Annotated in this window: 11 protein-coding genes and 1 riboswitch; of the genes, 7 read left to right on the top strand and 4 right to left on the bottom strand. The window is 60.2% G+C overall.

The annotated features are described in order from the left end of the window. Together AB5767_RS03685 and xdh are read left to right on the top strand one after the other, a co-directional pair. Positions 1 to 454: 4Fe-4S binding protein (locus tag AB5767_RS03685; protein WP_368153305.1), on the top strand; the 454-nt coding region annotated here is incomplete at its 5' end. A gap of 12 nt (positions 455 to 466) precedes the next feature. Beyond that, the gene (xdh, locus tag AB5767_RS03680) at positions 467 to 3244 is read left to right on the top strand and encodes a selenium-dependent xanthine dehydrogenase (RefSeq protein WP_368131879.1); all 2778 of its coding nucleotides are present in this window, start codon (positions 467 to 469) and stop codon (positions 3242 to 3244) included. A gap of 419 nt (positions 3245 to 3663) precedes the next feature. On the opposite strand, the gene AB5767_RS03675 is transcribed toward xdh, so the two are convergent. Further along, complete coding sequence (locus AB5767_RS03675) at positions 3664 to 4662, bottom strand: hypothetical protein (RefSeq protein WP_368131880.1); 999 nt, start codon at positions 4660 to 4662, stop codon at positions 3664 to 3666. 468 nt (positions 4663 to 5130) lie between these two features. On the opposite strand from AB5767_RS03675, the gene AB5767_RS03670 reads away from it, so the two are divergent. The 3 genes from AB5767_RS03670 to AB5767_RS03660 all read left to right on the top strand — a co-directional run bounded on the left by AB5767_RS03670 (position 5131) and on the right by AB5767_RS03660 (position 9195). Beyond that, on the top strand, positions 5131 to 6522 hold the full coding sequence (locus AB5767_RS03670) for an ATP-binding protein (protein WP_368131881.1): 1392 nt from the start codon (positions 5131 to 5133) through the stop codon (positions 6520 to 6522). Positions 6523 to 6797: 275 nt separating this feature from the next. After that, the gene (locus tag AB5767_RS03665; protein WP_368131882.1) at positions 6798 to 8003 is read left to right on the top strand and encodes an ATP-binding protein; all 1206 of its coding nucleotides are present in this window, start codon (positions 6798 to 6800) and stop codon (positions 8001 to 8003) included. A 457-nt stretch (positions 8004 to 8460) separates the two neighbouring features. Further along, positions 8461 to 9195 carry a 3'-5' exonuclease gene (locus tag AB5767_RS03660; protein WP_368131883.1) on the top strand — a complete coding sequence of 245 codons (735 nt, stop codon included), beginning with the start codon at positions 8461 to 8463 and terminating at the stop codon, positions 9193 to 9195. Positions 9196 to 9305: 110 nt separating this feature from the next. On the opposite strand, the gene AB5767_RS03655 is transcribed toward AB5767_RS03660, so the two are convergent. The 3 genes from AB5767_RS03655 to AB5767_RS03645 form a co-directional block, all read right to left on the bottom strand. Continuing rightward, entirely contained in the window at positions 9306 to 9728 is a 423-nt protein-coding gene (locus AB5767_RS03655; protein ID WP_368131884.1) for a hypothetical protein, read from the bottom strand. Positions 9729 to 9736: 8 nt separating this feature from the next. Beyond that, positions 9737 to 9827, bottom strand: a riboswitch (SAM riboswitch). A gap of 233 nt (positions 9828 to 10060) precedes the next feature. Then, entirely contained in the window at positions 10061 to 11047 is a 987-nt protein-coding gene (locus AB5767_RS03650) for a hypothetical protein (RefSeq protein ID WP_368131885.1), read from the bottom strand. Between the two features lie 124 nt (positions 11048 to 11171). Beyond that, entirely contained in the window at positions 11172 to 11825 is a 654-nt protein-coding gene (locus AB5767_RS03645) for a helix-turn-helix transcriptional regulator (protein ID WP_349091912.1), read from the bottom strand. A gap of 277 nt (positions 11826 to 12102) precedes the next feature. Here AB5767_RS03645 and dpaL point away from each other — a divergent pair, with 277 nt between their 5' ends. Further along, positions 12103 to 13317, top strand: coding sequence for a diaminopropionate ammonia-lyase (gene dpaL / locus AB5767_RS03640; protein WP_117583046.1), 1215 nt, complete (start codon positions 12103 to 12105; stop codon positions 13315 to 13317). Between the two features lie 239 nt (positions 13318 to 13556). Next, the gene (locus tag AB5767_RS03635) at positions 13557 to 14942 is read left to right on the top strand and encodes a YgeY family selenium metabolism-linked hydrolase (RefSeq protein WP_368132404.1); all 1386 of its coding nucleotides are present in this window, start codon (positions 13557 to 13559) and stop codon (positions 14940 to 14942) included. Positions 14943 to 15033: the final 91 nt, after the last annotated feature.

Below are 15033 nucleotides of genomic sequence, written 5' to 3'. Positions count from 1 at the left end.
GGCCTACGTTGCCTGCGGAAGCGGCTGTGCTTCCGCAGGCGGCGACGCCCGCTGCAGCGAAGGCTGCATTGGCTGTGTTGCCTGTGTCACGGCCTGCCCCCACGGTGCCATTGCACTGGTCGACGGCATCGCCCGCGTGGATCGTTCCAAGTGCACGGGCTGTGGCCTGTGCGGCATGGCGTGCCCGCAGCGCGTGATTGCCTTCGTTCCCGGCTACCAGAACATCCTGGTGCGCTGCAACAACACCGATAAGGGCGCCATTGCCCGCAAGATCTGCGACACGAGCTGCATCGGTTGCGGCATGTGCGCCAAAAAGTGCCCCGCCGGCGCTATCCGCATCGAGGACAACTGCGCCCATATCGATGGCGCGGATTGTCTGTCGTGCGGCATGTGCGCCGTCGTCTGCCCGCATGGCGCTATCCACGACCGCACCGGCATCGCCGCCGGCGTGTAGAAGGGAATCACCATGGCACAGGAATTCACTTTTACCGTTAACGGCGTTGAGCGCACGACGACCCAAAACAAACCGCTGCTGCGCTACCTGCGCGACGACCTGCACATTCACTCCGCCAAGGACGGCTGCTCCGAGGGCGCCTGCGGTACCTGCACCATTCACGTGGACGGTGCGGCCGTCAAGGCCTGCGTGCTGACCACCGCGCTTGCCGCCGGCCGCAACATCGTGACCGTCGAGGGCCTGCCCGAGGACGTGCGCGAGGCCTTCGTGTACGCCTTCGGCGCCGTGGGCGCCGTGCAGTGCGGCTTTTGCATCCCCGGCATGGTCATGGCGGGTGCAGCGCTCATCGCCGAGGACCCCGAGCCCACCGAGGAGCAGATTAAGTACGCCATCCGCGGCAATGTATGCCGTTGCACCGGCTACAAGAAGATTATCGAGGGCATCTCGCTGGCAGCTGCGGTGCTCCGTGGCGAAAAGCAGATCGACGAGGATCTGGAGCGCGGCGACGACTACGGCGTGGGCAAGCGCGCCTTCCGTATTGACGTGCGCAAGAAGGTGCTCGGCGAGGGCAAGTATCCCGACGACATCGACGAGCTCGATCAGCCGGGTCTGACCTACGCCAGCGCTGTGCGCTCCAAGTATCCGCGCGCCCGCGTGCTCTCCATCGATACCTCCAAGGCCGAGGCCCTGCCCGGCGTGGTGGGCATCCTGCGCGCCGAGGACGTGCCGGTCAACCAGGTCGGCCACCTTATCCAGGACTGGGATGTCATGATCGCTCAGGGCGATATCACCCGCTGCGTGGGCGATGCCATCGTGCTGGTGGTTGCCGAGGACGAAGCGACGCTCGAGAAGGCCAAGAAGCTCGTAAAGATTGATTACGAGCCGCTGGAGCCCGTGCGCAACATCGCCGAGGCCAGGGCTGCCGACGCCCCGCGCCTGCACGACAGCTTCTTTGCCTTTGGCAACACGGTGGAGCTCAAGGACAACGTGTGCCAGAGCCGTCACGTGACGCGCGGCGACGCCGCCAAGGCGCTGGCGGAGAGCGCGTTTACCGTGACGCAGCGCTTTACCACGCCCTTTACCGAGCATGCCTTCTTGGAGCCCGAGTGCGCCGTGGCCTTCCCGTACAAGAACGGCGTCAAGGTGCAGTCGACCGATCAGGGTGCCTACGATACGCGCAAAGAGTGTGCCCACATGTTTGGCTGGGATAGCGAACCCGAGCGCGTGGTTGTAGAGACCATGCTCGTGGGTGGCGGCTTTGGCGGCAAGGAGGACGTGTCCATTCAGCATCTGGCCGCGCTCGCTGCCTATAAGTTCCAGCGTCCTGTGAAGTGCAAGCTCACGCGTGCCGAGTCGCTTGCTTTCCATCCCAAGCGTCATGCCATGGACGGCACCTTTACGCTGGGTTGCGACGCCGAGGGCAACTTTACCGGTTTGGATTGCGAGATCAACTTTGATACCGGCGCCTACGCGTCGCTGTGCGGCCCGGTGCTCGAGCGCGCCTGTACGCATGCTGTCGGCCCCTACAAGTACCAGAACACCGACATTCGCGGCTTTGGCTACTACACCAACAACCCGCCCGCCGGTGCGTACCGAGGCTTTGGCGTTTGCCAGTCCGAGTTTGCGCTCGAGAGCCTGATCGACCTGCTGGCAGAGAAGGTCGGCCTGGATCCGTGGGAGATTCGCTACCGCAACGCCATCGAGCCGGGCGAGGTTCTGCCCAACGGCCAGATTGCCGATTGCTCCACGGCGCTTAAAGAGACGCTGCTCGAGGTCAAGGATGCCTACTACGCGCATCCCGGACACGCCGGTATCGCCTGCGCCATGAAGAACGCCGGCGTGGGCGTGGGCCTGCCCGATGCCGGCCGCTGCAAGATCCGCATCGAGGATGGCCGCGCCGTGGTCTACGCCGCCACGTCCGACATCGGCCAGGGCTGTAACACCGTCTTTTTGCAAGACGTTGCCGAGGCATGCGGCCTGCCGCTTCGCTGCATCGCCAACGGCGAGTGCTCCACCGAGAACGCTCCCGACTCCGGCACCACGTCTGGCTCGCGTCAGACGGTCGTGACCGGCGAGGCCGTGCGCGGTGCCGCCTTCCTGCTGCGCGATGCCATGCTTGATATCGAGGCCGGCAAGTCTGCGCCCGCCGCTCCCGTGAGTGCGCATGGCGACGGCGTCAAGATCGAGTATGACGACGGCCGCGTCTATCAGTTGCGCACGCAGGAGCTCGTCGCCGGCCAGGGTATGCATCCTCAGGATCCTGCGGCCGCCATCAAGGCGCTCGAGGGATGCGAGTTTGGCTACGTGTACCTGGAGCCGACCGACAAGCTGGGCGCCGACGTTCCCAACCCCAAGAGCCACATCTGCTACGGCTTTGCCACGCATGTGGTCATTCTGGATGATGACGGTCGCGTGAGCGAGGTCTATGCCGCGCACGATTCCGGCAAGGTGGTCAACCCCATCTCCATCCAGGGTCAGATTGAAGGCGGCGTGCTCATGGGCATGGGTTACGCACTTACCGAGGACTGGCCGCTCAAGGACTGCGTACCCCAGGCAAGGTACGGTACGCTCGGGTTGTTCCGTGCGCCCGAGATTCCGGATATCCATGCCATCTACGTGGAGAAGGACGAGCTGCTGCCCGTGGCATACGGCGGCAAGGGCATCGGCGAGATCGCAACGATTCCCACGGCGCCCGCCGTGCAGAACGCCTACCGCGCGTTTGACGGCAAGCTGCGTCCGGATCTGCCCATGGTGGATACGCCCTACAGCCGCGTCCGCAACCGCGGGTAGGGTGGAGCGCGGACGGTCATTACTGACGAGCTGTTCGCGCTCAGCATCAACTACATATGCTGCGCCTTTGGCCCCAGCTCCATCGCGAGCCGGGGCCTTTTGTTTGGAGCGCCTCCGCATACGGAAACTGCGTCCCGGAATCATGCCTCAGAATGGGGTGCAACTTCCGGATCGGCCTCAGGCGGAAACTGTGTCCCGGAATATGGCTCCAGCGTGGGATGCATTTTCCGGTTGAAGCCTCAAGCGGAAACGGCGTCCCGGAATTCGGTCTCGGAACGGGTCGTGCTTTCCGCTAGGCATGCCATATGGAAAGCGCATCCCGTTTTGAGCACTCAATCTGGGTCCTGGTTTCCGCGGGCGCTGCCAACCGGAAAGTGTGTCCCGCTTTGCCAAGCAGACGGGCATAAGCTCAGCAGCCCCTACAGCTCCACGTCGTTGAGCCATGTCGGCAGCGCGGTCTGCCGGATGCCTGCCGTCTGCAGCTTTTTGGCGAGCATTCCTGCCGAGCGGACCTCGTTCATGGTAAAGCGCAGCAGGGGGTGACCGTAGAGCGATAGGTGCGCCTCGCGCTGTCGTTCGGCAACGAGCGCCTCGGCGGTGGTGCGTCCGGCCAGCATGGTCTGGTCGGTATATTTGATGAGCCCGTCGAGCTCGCCCAGCGTGAGTTCCCGCGCCTGGCGCTCCCAGGCAAAGTCCGTTCGTATGGGCTTGGCCGAATCGAAGGGGTCCGTCAACTCGTATTGAAGCCAGTCGGGCGCAAAGCCCGTCTCGATCATGACGGCTCGGGTGACCGATTCCCCGCCGCTCTCGGCGCGGGCGTCGGCATATCGAAGCGTTGTGAGGGCGGTGCGAATCGCGCGATCATTGCGGGCAGTCGCTCGTTGCTCAACGGCCTCCATCAGCTGTTCCCGCGCAAGGCCGAGCTTTAGGATCGCCGAATCGGCAATGGGCATGCCATCGGCGAAACCAGTTTGCAGCAGGCAATCTGTGACCGTTTGGATGGGCGGCGTTACCGATATGCCGGCTCTGCGTATTGCTCCGGCTGGCTCAATCTGGTGCCGCTGAATATGTGCGCCCGGGCGAGCCGACGGCTTTGTCGAGCTGCAAACATGCACGACATTCAGGTGTCGCCACGAGACCTCGAGCCCCAGCAGGCAAGCTGCCGAAAACGAGCAGAACGTCCAATTGGGGTGGATGATCGCAAGGGCGCGAATAATCTCGCAATGACGCTGCGCTCGGTTTAGCTCATCCCAGCGCATTTTGCGCGCGAACAATCCCGGCATGGGGGAGACGACCGTGCTGCCGATGCGCCGAAGGAGCGCTTTTCGGATCGCCGCGCTCGGGGGAATCAGACAGCGCCCCTCTTGTTCGGCTTGGGTGAGCAGTTGATCGATGAGTTGGTCATTGCAATGGGTCATGAGCTACCGCCTCCTTTTGGGTAGCAAAAACGTATCAGCTGGAACTTGCCGCTCAGCTGACCAAAAGCTGACCAAAATCTAACCATGCAGGTAGATGGCCTGTTTTCGGCGACATTTTTACATCCGAATCGGTGGGCGGTAATCGGCGACCTTGAACGGTAGCTAGATATGAAGTCTTGGTAAGTTTTGGGACGTGTACTTTTTTGAAAAAGAGCAATCTATCTGCTGTTTTGTGTTTCTGGATTGCATGTTTGAAGGCATGTGATAAGGGCTGCGGATCGTCGTCTTGTACCTGAGGAAACCGTGACCCGGAATTGCCGCTCGGAACGGGACGCGCTTTCCGGAACGGTCCACGTGCGCTGGTGTACCGCTCCTTTTGCGTGCTCCGCTTGTCGAATTACGTTATAGCTAGCTATATTATAGAAAGGTATAATATAGCTAGCTATAACGTAAAGGAAGGATGGCCCTATGTTTATCGGAAGAACGGCGGAAATGTCCGAGCTCAATCGACTGTATGGCACGGGCTCCTTTGAGATGCCCGTAATCTACGGCCGCCGTCGCGTGGGTAAAACGCGTCTTATCACAGAGTTTATCCAAGGCAAGAAGGCTATTTACTTTCAAGCTCGTCGTACCAATGCAGAGGCAAACCTGCATGGCTTTAGCCAGGCGATACTTGCGGGCTCCGTTGGTGTTGCTGGCGTGTCGTTTCGTAGTTTTGACGAGGCGTTTGATGCATTGGCCACCATGGCTCGCACGGAACGTTTGATTGTCGTGATTGACGAGTATCCCTATCTCGCCCAATCGAATCCCGAGATCAGCTCGTTGCTGCAAGACAAGATTGATCACCTGTACAAAGAGACCAGGCTCATGCTGATTCTATGCGGCTCGTCTCTTTCGTTTATGGAGGAACAGGTGTTGGGCTACGAGAGCCCGCTATACGGTAGGCGTACGGCCCAGTTTAAGATCATGCCGCTCGATTTTATGACGACCCTCGGCCTGTGGCAGAGCATGAGTCGCGAAGACGCTGCAGTTTGCTATGGCATGACGGGCGGCATTCCTGCATATATCGAGAAAGTCGATCCTGCCGTATCGCTCAAGGACAACATCAAACGTCTTTTTCTTACTCCTACGGGCTATCTCTTTGAGGAGCCGAGTAACCTGCTGTTGCAAGAGTGCCGCAATCCCGAGCAATATGATGCGATCGTGCAGGCAATTGCCCAGGGGCGCTCGAGGATCTCGGAGATTGCGAGCTCTACGGGAATCCCTGCGAGCAACGTAAAGAGCTATGTGGATAAGCTGGCGTCGCTTGGGATTGTCGAGCGCGAGCTGCCCCTAAACGAGACGAGCAATAAGCGAGCCGTGTATCTGCTGAGCGACCAGATGTTTAGGTTCTGGTACAAGTTTGTTCCGCAGAACATCGGGCTGATTCAAAACGATATGGCCGAGATGGCGTATAAGCGCATTGAGCCACACGTATCGGATTACATGGGTACGGTCTTTGAGCTTATATGCAGACAATACGTGTACGAACTCGCGCGAGCGGGCCAGCTCGATGTGGTTCCGGCGAGCGTCGGGCGCTGGTGGGGGACGGATAATCGCACGCATACGCAGGAAGAAATCGACTTGATTGTTGACGATGGCGAGGGCACTGCGCTGTTTGCGGAGTGCAAATGGCGCAATGAACCGGTGGGCGAAGACGTGCTGCAAAAGCTCGTGCACCGCAGCGAGCTCTTTAGACGGCAGCACAAAAGCTATGCGATCTTCTCGAAGCGAGGCTTTACGCAAGGATGTCAGGAAGCTGCGGCGAGCAGGGGAGATGCCAAGCTGATTTCGTTTGCCGAGATGTGCGAGCGGAGATAACCAAGCACGCTCTGATGTGATGCTCGGAATGGGTCGCGCTAAGGATGCCAAGCGTAAAACCTTCAATGAAAATGGCGTAAAAACTACATCTGTCATGGCGTAAAAACTACATTGAAAGTAGCGTAAAATCAGCATTGAGAATGGCGTAATTTCGCATATCGCGTGATAGAGAGGGACGGCCGTCTATGGATGCACCAAAGAGATTGACCCAAAAGGGATATAGGCCCCGGCTCATAGAGGAGCGCCTCGACACCCTTATGCGGGCGTTTGGCTGTGTGGAGATCAACGGCCCCAAATGGTGCGGCAAGACCTGGACGGCGCTCTCTCGCTCGGCGAGCGTCTCCAGGCTCGATGAGCCTGCGCAGCGTGCGGCGGCAGAGGTCGACCCAAGCCTGGCGCTCATCGGCGATGCGCCACACCTGGTCGATGAATGGCAGGAGGTGCCCGAGGTTTGGGATGCCGCCCGGCGTTTCGTGGACGCGAGCGGCAACGAACGGGGGACACTTTTGCTCACGGGCTCGACCGCGCTCAAAAGCGAGGAGCGCAGCCATGTTCGTCATTCCGGCACGGGTAGGATCGCCCGTCTGTCAATGCGCCCCATGGCCCTGTGTGAGTCGGGCGACGGCGAGCCGCTCGTGTCACTGGCAAGCCTCTTTAAGGGCGAGGATTTTGCCCCTCAGCGTCGCGAGAGCACGGTGGATGACGTCGCCCGCTGGTGCTGCAGGGGCGGTTGGCCTGCAAATCTTGGGCTTTCGGAAGATCTTGCGCGAGAGACGGCAAGCCAGTACGTGCACTCGGTGCTCGACGTCAACGTGCTGGACGAGGGTATGTCGCCCGAGCTTGCACACGGCCTTTTGCGAGCTCTTGCCATGAACGAGAGCCAGGCTGTCACGTACAAGACGCTCGTAAAGGACGCCTCGTACGGTGAGGCGGGCCCCGACGAGAGGACCATCGCTGCGTACTTGGACCTCTTCAACAGGCTCAAGCTGACCGAGGACCTGTGCGGATGGGAGCCGCCCATGCGCTCGAAGGCCCGCGTTCGCGTGCGCCCCAAGCGCTACTTCTGTGACCCGTCACTTGCGGCGGCGTTGCTGGGGGCTACCCCTGAGCGGCTGCTTGGCGATATGCAAACGCTGGGGATGCTCTTTGAGAATCTCGTCCTGCGCGACGTGCGCGTGTTCCTTTCCACCTACGGCGGTGTCGACAACAGTGTCCATTATTTCCGAGATGAGAAGGGCCTTGAGGTCGATCTGATCGTTGAGCACGACGGGCGCTGGGGAGCCATCGAGGTCAAGCTGAGTGATGCGAAAGCAGGCGATGGAGCGAGAAATCTCAAGGCGCTGGAGAGGAAAGTGCTCTCCAATCCTGCCGCCCAGAATGCCGCGCCGGCGTTTTTGGCGGTCGTGGTTGGAAAGGGGAGCATTGCCTACACACGCGACGACGGCGTGGCGGTGATTCCCATGGCGGCACTTGGGGCGTAGTGGTTTTGCGGGCGTGCCGTGCTTCCTTTACCGAAAATCCATTTGGTAAACCAGATGCTCGCGGATAGAATAAAGTTGACGGCAGCCCAAGGGTGATAGCTGGGCAGCGCCGTTGCTTGGTCAAGAGGTCAGTGCCTTAATGGCAGCGACTTGTTATGCTTCGAATGCTGCTTGAGTGCCTCGGAAAGTTCGATAAGCGCCGTGAAGAGCGAGACCAAAGCAACCAAGAGCTCTACGAGCTCTGATGGGCCCGGGATGACCGCTGATTCAAGTCACCGGGCCTAAATCTTTTTCATGCATTTGAATAGAGCGGGCGACTCTCTTGGGGCCGTCTGCATGGCGTGTGCCTGGCGCGCGTGGCATTGCGCTCCGATTTCATGTCCGCACGAGCGCCTAACCTTACGGCAATGTAGCCGCTTATGTAACAAGCGGCAAGCAACGGAGAAAGGCCCTAACCGTGTCAGCTGAAAAGACGCCGTGTATCTCGGCTATCGATACGACGAACTTTGCGCGCCAGATTGTGCTGGACTTTGAGTTTGCGCCGGTGCCAAAGCAGCGCCAGCGACGTGGGCTGCGTAATGAGATTATCGAGGTCGGCGCCGTCAAGCTCGATTACCACGGCAACGTTATGGGCGAGTTCTCGCAGTTTGTGCAGACGGAATTTACCGAAGGCGTTGCGTTTTCCGTCCGCGAGCTTACGGGGATATCGGCCGTGGACACTGCGATGGCCGATCCGCTCTACATGGTAATCAAAAGGCTCAGCGATTGGATCGGTCGCTACTCCGCACAGGTAGTTTGCTGGAGCGGGGCGGACCGTCGACAGCTTTTGACCGAGTGCCAGGCAAAGCACATCGATCTTTCCGCATTTCCTACGGATTGGGCCGACCTGCAGGCGTTTTACACCTCGATCATGGACGTGGGCAGCCACGGGTGCGTCTCTTTGAGTGACGCGGCGACGTGGTTTGGCATCGAGTTCGACGAGTCGACGGGTCACGCCCACAGCGCCCTTGCCGATGCGCGCGTGACCGCCAAGCTGCTCAAGCAGGTGATGGACGGGGACTACCGCGTGAGCCCGCGCGCCCAGGAAGTCCGCCAGCGGTGGGGGATGGGCGAGCGAGCTCAGACGCGCCTTTCTAGCAAGTGCCCCGAGCTGGGCGACCTGCTGCTGAGGCTGAAGGCGGAGGGGAGGTAGGCCTTTTGAGAACGCCATTCGGTTTGGCATGGCAGGGCTGTAAGCGCGACTTCGCACTGCTGTTTGAATCGAAGCGTCAACCAGTATGACGAGCTGTCTGGTCTGTCTGCCTACACCATCGCAATCCCGCGGGCCGCACTCAACAGCTCATACTCCCTTTCGCTCCACTGCCGCAGCTCGGCCGCGCGTACGGCGTCACGGCACAGGTCCAGGAACACCTCAGCTCCCTCACAGAAGCACTCGCGGGCAAAGTCGCCCGAGCCGCTTGCGACGCACGCGCCGTCGGCAAAGAGCTTCCAGCTAGACGGCTCACGCAAGTCGTCTCCGAGCAGCTTGATCTGCAGCACGTGCGGGTCGCCGGCGTCGCAGAGCTCTTTCTCGAGCACCTGCACCGTAAAGCGCATCTGGTGGGAGAGACTACTCTTGATCATGGCCGAGGCGTAGCCATTCGGCTTGTCCAGAAGATGCATGGGTTTTGGCTGTGCGTCCAAGTTGTGGAAGTTGCGCTCGCTGCGCACGGAGAAATTGTCCATACGGACTCCTTTCATCGATGTTGGCAGGGCCACCGTGCCTCTTGGCCGGTTGGCGTCGGGATCGTGGAGCCAACTCTCTACCCCGACTCTGGATAAAACGCGCCCGCTCTTTGCGGGCAAGAGGAAGTCTATCGGCGTGTACGGACGGAAATCAAACGCCGCCTGTGAAATGACGTGTGAACGGCGTTAGTTTCCCAAGTGATTATTCGGCTTTCATCCGGAAAAGTGTCGAAATAGGCACCTTAAAACTTCGGAAAAGTGTGGCTGGATGACAAAACAGCACTTAGAAGCCGGTGCTGGATGCGGGATCCTGCGGCCGCCTTCAGCTCTCGCTACTCGTCGTCTCCGTCGTTGGGGTCGCCCTTGAGGGTGTTGATGTCCAGGTACTGGTTATCGTCCTCTTTTTGCTGGGTCTCCGACTCCGCTTGGGTGGGGCCGCGGAACAGCTGGAATCCCTCAAACGCAATGACGCCGAGCAGGGCAATGATAATGGCGATAAAGGCAACCTTGACTGCCTGCGGAAATTCCGAGAAACGCAGCGCCTTTTCCTCGGCGTAATAATCGGCGAAGCGCTCTTCGCCCGTGCTTTTGGTATATGCCGGTGCGGGCGCGGCCTCCGGGTCATATTCCGGTGCAGGCGTGGCAGCGTACGGATCGTTGAGATAATCGCTCGATGCGGTGTCATAATCCTCGGTCTCGATGCGACCGTTGCCAGCATAGCCATCGGAATAATCGGAATATGCCGCACCGCCCTCATAGTCCGCGGCGCTCGTGTTGGCGGCAAAAAGCGGGTTAACTGGAACATCGAGCGCCGGCATGCCGGTAGAGGTCTCATCCAGATCGGCTGCAGCCCAGGAATCGTAGGCAACCTGATGGGCAACGGGCTCATCGAGCCTTGCGACCGGAGGCTTGCGTGCCGCAGGAACAGGCAACTGCTGGGCGCTGTACATAACGGTGCTGTCGGCCGATTTGCCCTGCGTCGCTGCAGCGAGAAATGCCGCAGTCTCGGACGGGTCGCTTGCGGGGCGGGGAGCGGGCGTGGGCGCCGAAGTGGGTGCGGGCGTAGGCGCTGGCGTCGAAACAGGCGACTGCGCAGGAGTCGGCACAGATACGGGCTTAGGCGCAAGTGTGGGATCGGGGCTTGACGGGCGAGCCCCGCCGCCCATGAGTTCGTCGGCGGTCCACGGGCGATCATCCATCACGTCGTCAAGGCTTAGCGAAAACAGGTCGTCTTCACCCTCATCGAACATGCGGTGCACATGTCCACCAATTGCCGGAATCAATCCGCGACCGGTGCATGATGCCTTGCTCAACGCCATTCTGTTCCATCCTTTCGAAATACTAATGACATCGATTATATGGAACTTCCCAAGCGGCCCGGTCTTGGATTCGTGCTTTCCAGAACTCGCACCCAAAAGGGGGAGGGGCAATCCGGGCGAGTACCTACTTGTCGCCGGCCGCCGCCTTGGCCTCATTGAGGTAGCTATAGAAGCTGTACTTGGAGATGCCAAAGAACTCGCAGGCGCGCTCGCTCGACTTGGAAATGAGAAAGGCGCCGCGACGGTCGAGGTAGCCAATGGCACGAATGCGCTCGTCTTTGGTCATGAGTGCCGCGGGCTTGCCCACAAACTGCTCACACTCGTGCAGCAGGTCCTCGAGCAGGTCGCCGATGTTCTTGGTAATAGGCTCGGGCTCGGTATAGCCCGTGCCGCCGGTGCCGGTAAAGGCGTCGAGCGAACGCTCAAAAGCCTTCATAAGCGTAATGTCAAAGTTGATGCCCAAAATGCCGACGGGTTTGCCCTCATCGTTGCGGATAAAGATCGTCGAGGACTTGAGCAGCTTGCCATCGGTGGTTTTGGTGAGGTATGGCTCGCGGTCGTGTACGTCGGTGGCGCCCTCGTGCATGGACTCAAACACGATATGGCTGGGGCCGTCACCCAGTTTGCGTCCGCTGACGTGGCCGTTTTCGATCACTACGATGGAGTGGTCCACATCCTCGGTCTCCAGATCGTGGACGACGATTTCGCAGTTGGGGCCAAATTGGAGCGCCAGGCCGTGTGCAAGGCGCTTATAAAACTCAATCTGTGCGGGGGTCATAGGTGCCTTCCTAAAAATTAGTTTGGGCTCACTGTGCCATAAACCACACATGACCGCAAACAAATCCATCAACAAGGCAATTCATGACCGTTCGGCGGCGAAAAAGTACCGATTGCGGCAACAAACAATTCGTTAGGTATACCAACCAAAAAGTGTGATAGAACATTACTAACAAACTTTTTGTTTGGCATCCACATAAAAGTTCAGTCGTATGAATGGGAATGGGCTGAAACGCGTATGCGGGGGCCGGCAAGAGAGGACTTAAGGAGTTCACCGTATGGCCGATAAGATCCAGTGGGCGGGTAACACGATGCCCAAGAGCGATGACAAGCACTTGGGAATCATGAGCCTCGACCACGTGAAGAAGGCCCGTGCCTTCCACCAGTCGTTCCCCCAGTACACTGTCACTCCGCTTGCCCGCCTGGATGGTCAGGCTGCGCGCCTGGGCCTTTCCAACCTGTGCGTTAAGGACGAGAGCTATCGCTTTGGCCTCAACGCCTTTAAGGTTCTGGGCGGCTCGTTTGCCATGGCCAACTACATTGCCGACGAGACCGGCAAGGACGTTGCCGACTGCACCTTCGATTACCTGACCTCCGATCAGCTGGCCGAGGACTTTGGCCAGGCCACCTTCTTTACCGCCACCGACGGCAACCATGGCCGCGGCGTGGCATGGGCTGCCAACAAGCTGGGCCAGAAGGCCGTCGTGCACATGCCCAAGGGTTCCACCAAGCCCCGCTTCGATAACATCGCCGCCGAGGGCGCCACGGTGACCATCGAAGAGGTCAACTACGACGAGTGCGTGCGCATGGCCGCCGCCGAGGCCGACGCCTGCGAGCGCGGCGTCATCGTTCAGGACACCGCGTGGGAGGGCTACGAGAAGATTCCGTCTTGGATCATGGAGGGCTACGGCACCATGGCTTCCGAGGCTGCCGAGCAGCTGCGCGAGATGGCCATCAACCGTCCGACGCACGTCTTTGTCCAGGCTGGCGTGGGTTCGCTTGCCGGCGCCGTGGTGGGCTACTTCACCAACCTGTATCCCGATAACCCGCCCACCTTCGTCGTGGTCGAGTGCGCTCCTGCCGCCTGCCTGTACAAGGGCGCTGCCGCCGGCGACGGCGATCCGCGCATCGTGGACGGCGACATGCCCTCCATCATGGCCGGCCTGTGCTGCGGCGAGCCCAACATCCTGGGCTGGGATATCCTGCGCAACCACACCACCGCCTTCGTGTCCTGCCCCGACTGGGTCACCGCTCGCGGCATGCGCACCCTGGGCGCTCCCGAGAAGGGCGACCCGCGCGTCATCTCCGGCGAGTCCGGCGCTGTGACCACCGGCCTGGTCGAGACTCTCATGCTCGATCCCGAGTACGCCGAGCTCAAGGAGCTCATCGGCCTGGACAAGACGAGCTCCGTGCTCTGCTTCTCCACCGAGGGCGACACGGACCCGGATCAGTACCGTCGCATCGTCTGGGAGGGCGAGTATCCCACTTGCTAGCAGGATGACCTGTCCGGGTGACGGAGCATATGTTTGCTCCCTGCTCGGACAGTCCTGCTCGCACGGAGAGCACATTAAGTGCTCTCCGGCTCGTGCGGAACTCGCGACGGAGCAAACATATGCTCCGCCACCCTACGTTTACTTGCTTGCCGGGTACTCGACCTCACGCTGCTTGGCACAAGTGATCTATCTGAAAGAAATCCACCTGTAGGTAAACCCTTGTAGAAAGGTTGACTGTTATGACTAAGGAACTCGATTTCGAGGCAATTAAAAACGCTGCTGAGTCCCACCGTGCTGATATGACGCGTTTTCTTCGCGCAATGATTAGCCATCCCTCTGAGTCCTGCGAGGAGGGCGAGGTTGTTGCCTGTATCAAGGCCGAGATGGAGAACCTTGGCTATGACGAGGTCAAGGTCGACGGCCTGGGCAACGTCATGGGCTTTATGGGCGAGGGCGACAAGATCATCGCCATCGACTCCCACATCGACACCGTCGGCATCGGCAACATCGAGAACTGGGATGCCGATCCCTATGAGGGCTACGAGACCGACGAGATCATCTACGGCCGCGGCGGCTCCGACCAGGAGGGCGGCATGGCTTCTGCTACCTATGCTGCCAAGATGATGAAGGACATGGGTCTTATCCCCGAGGGCTACAAGATCATGGTCGTCGGCACCGTCCAGGAAGAGGACTGCGACGGCATGTGCTGGCAGTACATCTACAACAAGGACGGCATTAAGCCCGAGTTCGTCATTTCCACCGAGCCCACCGACGGCGGCATCTATCGCGGTCACCGCGGCCGCATGGAGATCCGCGTCGACGTTCACGGCACCTCCTGCCACGGCTCCGCTCCCGACCGCGGCGACAACGCCATCTACAAGATGGCCGACATCATCGCCGACGTTCGCGCCCTCAACAACAACGGCTGCGACGAGTCGACCGACATCAAGGGTCTCGTCAAGATGCTCGACCCCAAGTACAACCCCGAGCACTACGAGGATGCCCGCTTCCTGGGCCGCGGCACCTGCACTGTCAGCCAGATCTTCTACACCAGCCCCAGCCGCTGCGCTGTCGCTGACTCCTGCGCCATCTCCATCGACCGTCGTATGACCGCTGGTGAGACCTGGGAGTCCTGCCTGGACGAGATCCGCAACCTGCCGGCCGCCAAGAAGTACGGCGACGACGTGAAGGTCTCCATGTACATGTACGACCGTCCGTCCTGGACCGGCGAGGTCTACGAGACCGAGGCTTACTTCCCCACGTGGATCAACAAGGAGACCGCTCCGCACGTCAAGGCTCTCGTCGACGCCCACAAGGCCATGTTTGGTGACGAGCGCATCGGCTGCGAGCCCAGCATGGACAAGCGCACCGGTCGTCCGCTGTGCGACAAGTGGACCTTCTCCACGAACTGCGTTTCCATCCAGGGCCGCTATGGCATCCCCTGCGTCGGCTTTGGCCCGGGTGCCGAGTCTCAGGCTCACGCTCCCAACGAGGTCACCTACAAGGACGACCTGGTCACCGCTGCCGCCATGTATGTGGCTGCCCTGAACCTCTACGATCCGAGCCAGGCCGATGGCGATGCCACCGTGTTCCGCGCCGGTCTGACCAACAACAAGATCGACTAGTCCCATTCCTCGATCTTGTTGAGCCGGGGGCCGATCGTGTCCCCGGCACCTTCTGTTGACTTGGGGCCCGCGGTCGTTATCTCCCATGCTT

Origin of the sequence: Collinsella aerofaciens, from assembly GCF_040926265.1 — a bacterium.
GTDB lineage: Bacteria > Actinomycetota > Coriobacteriia > Coriobacteriales > Coriobacteriaceae > Collinsella > Collinsella aerofaciens_BB.
The sequence above is the reverse complement of the archived record's forward strand: the minus strand, read 5'-3'. Positions and strand labels throughout refer to the sequence as shown.

Coding starts and splice junctions, on each gene's coding strand:
- xdh (WP_368131879.1), top strand. CDS start 467: ATGGCACAGGAATTCACTTTTACCGTTAACGGCGTTGAGCGCACGACG.
- AB5767_RS03675 (WP_368131880.1), bottom strand. CDS start 4,662: ATGACCCATTGCAATGACCAACTCATCGATCAACTGCTCACCCAAGCC.
- AB5767_RS03670 (WP_368131881.1), top strand. CDS start 5,131: ATGTTTATCGGAAGAACGGCGGAAATGTCCGAGCTCAATCGACTGTAT.
- AB5767_RS03655 (WP_368131884.1), bottom strand. CDS start 9,728: ATGGACAATTTCTCCGTGCGCAGCGAGCGCAACTTCCACAACTTGGAC.
- AB5767_RS03650 (WP_368131885.1), bottom strand. CDS start 11,047: ATGGCGTTGAGCAAGGCATCATGCACCGGTCGCGGATTGATTCCGGCA.
- AB5767_RS03645 (WP_349091912.1), bottom strand. CDS start 11,825: ATGACCCCCGCACAGATTGAGTTTTATAAGCGCCTTGCACACGGCCTG.
- dpaL (WP_117583046.1), top strand. CDS start 12,103: ATGGCCGATAAGATCCAGTGGGCGGGTAACACGATGCCCAAGAGCGAT.
- AB5767_RS03635 (WP_368132404.1), top strand. CDS start 13,557: ATGACTAAGGAACTCGATTTCGAGGCAATTAAAAACGCTGCTGAGTCC.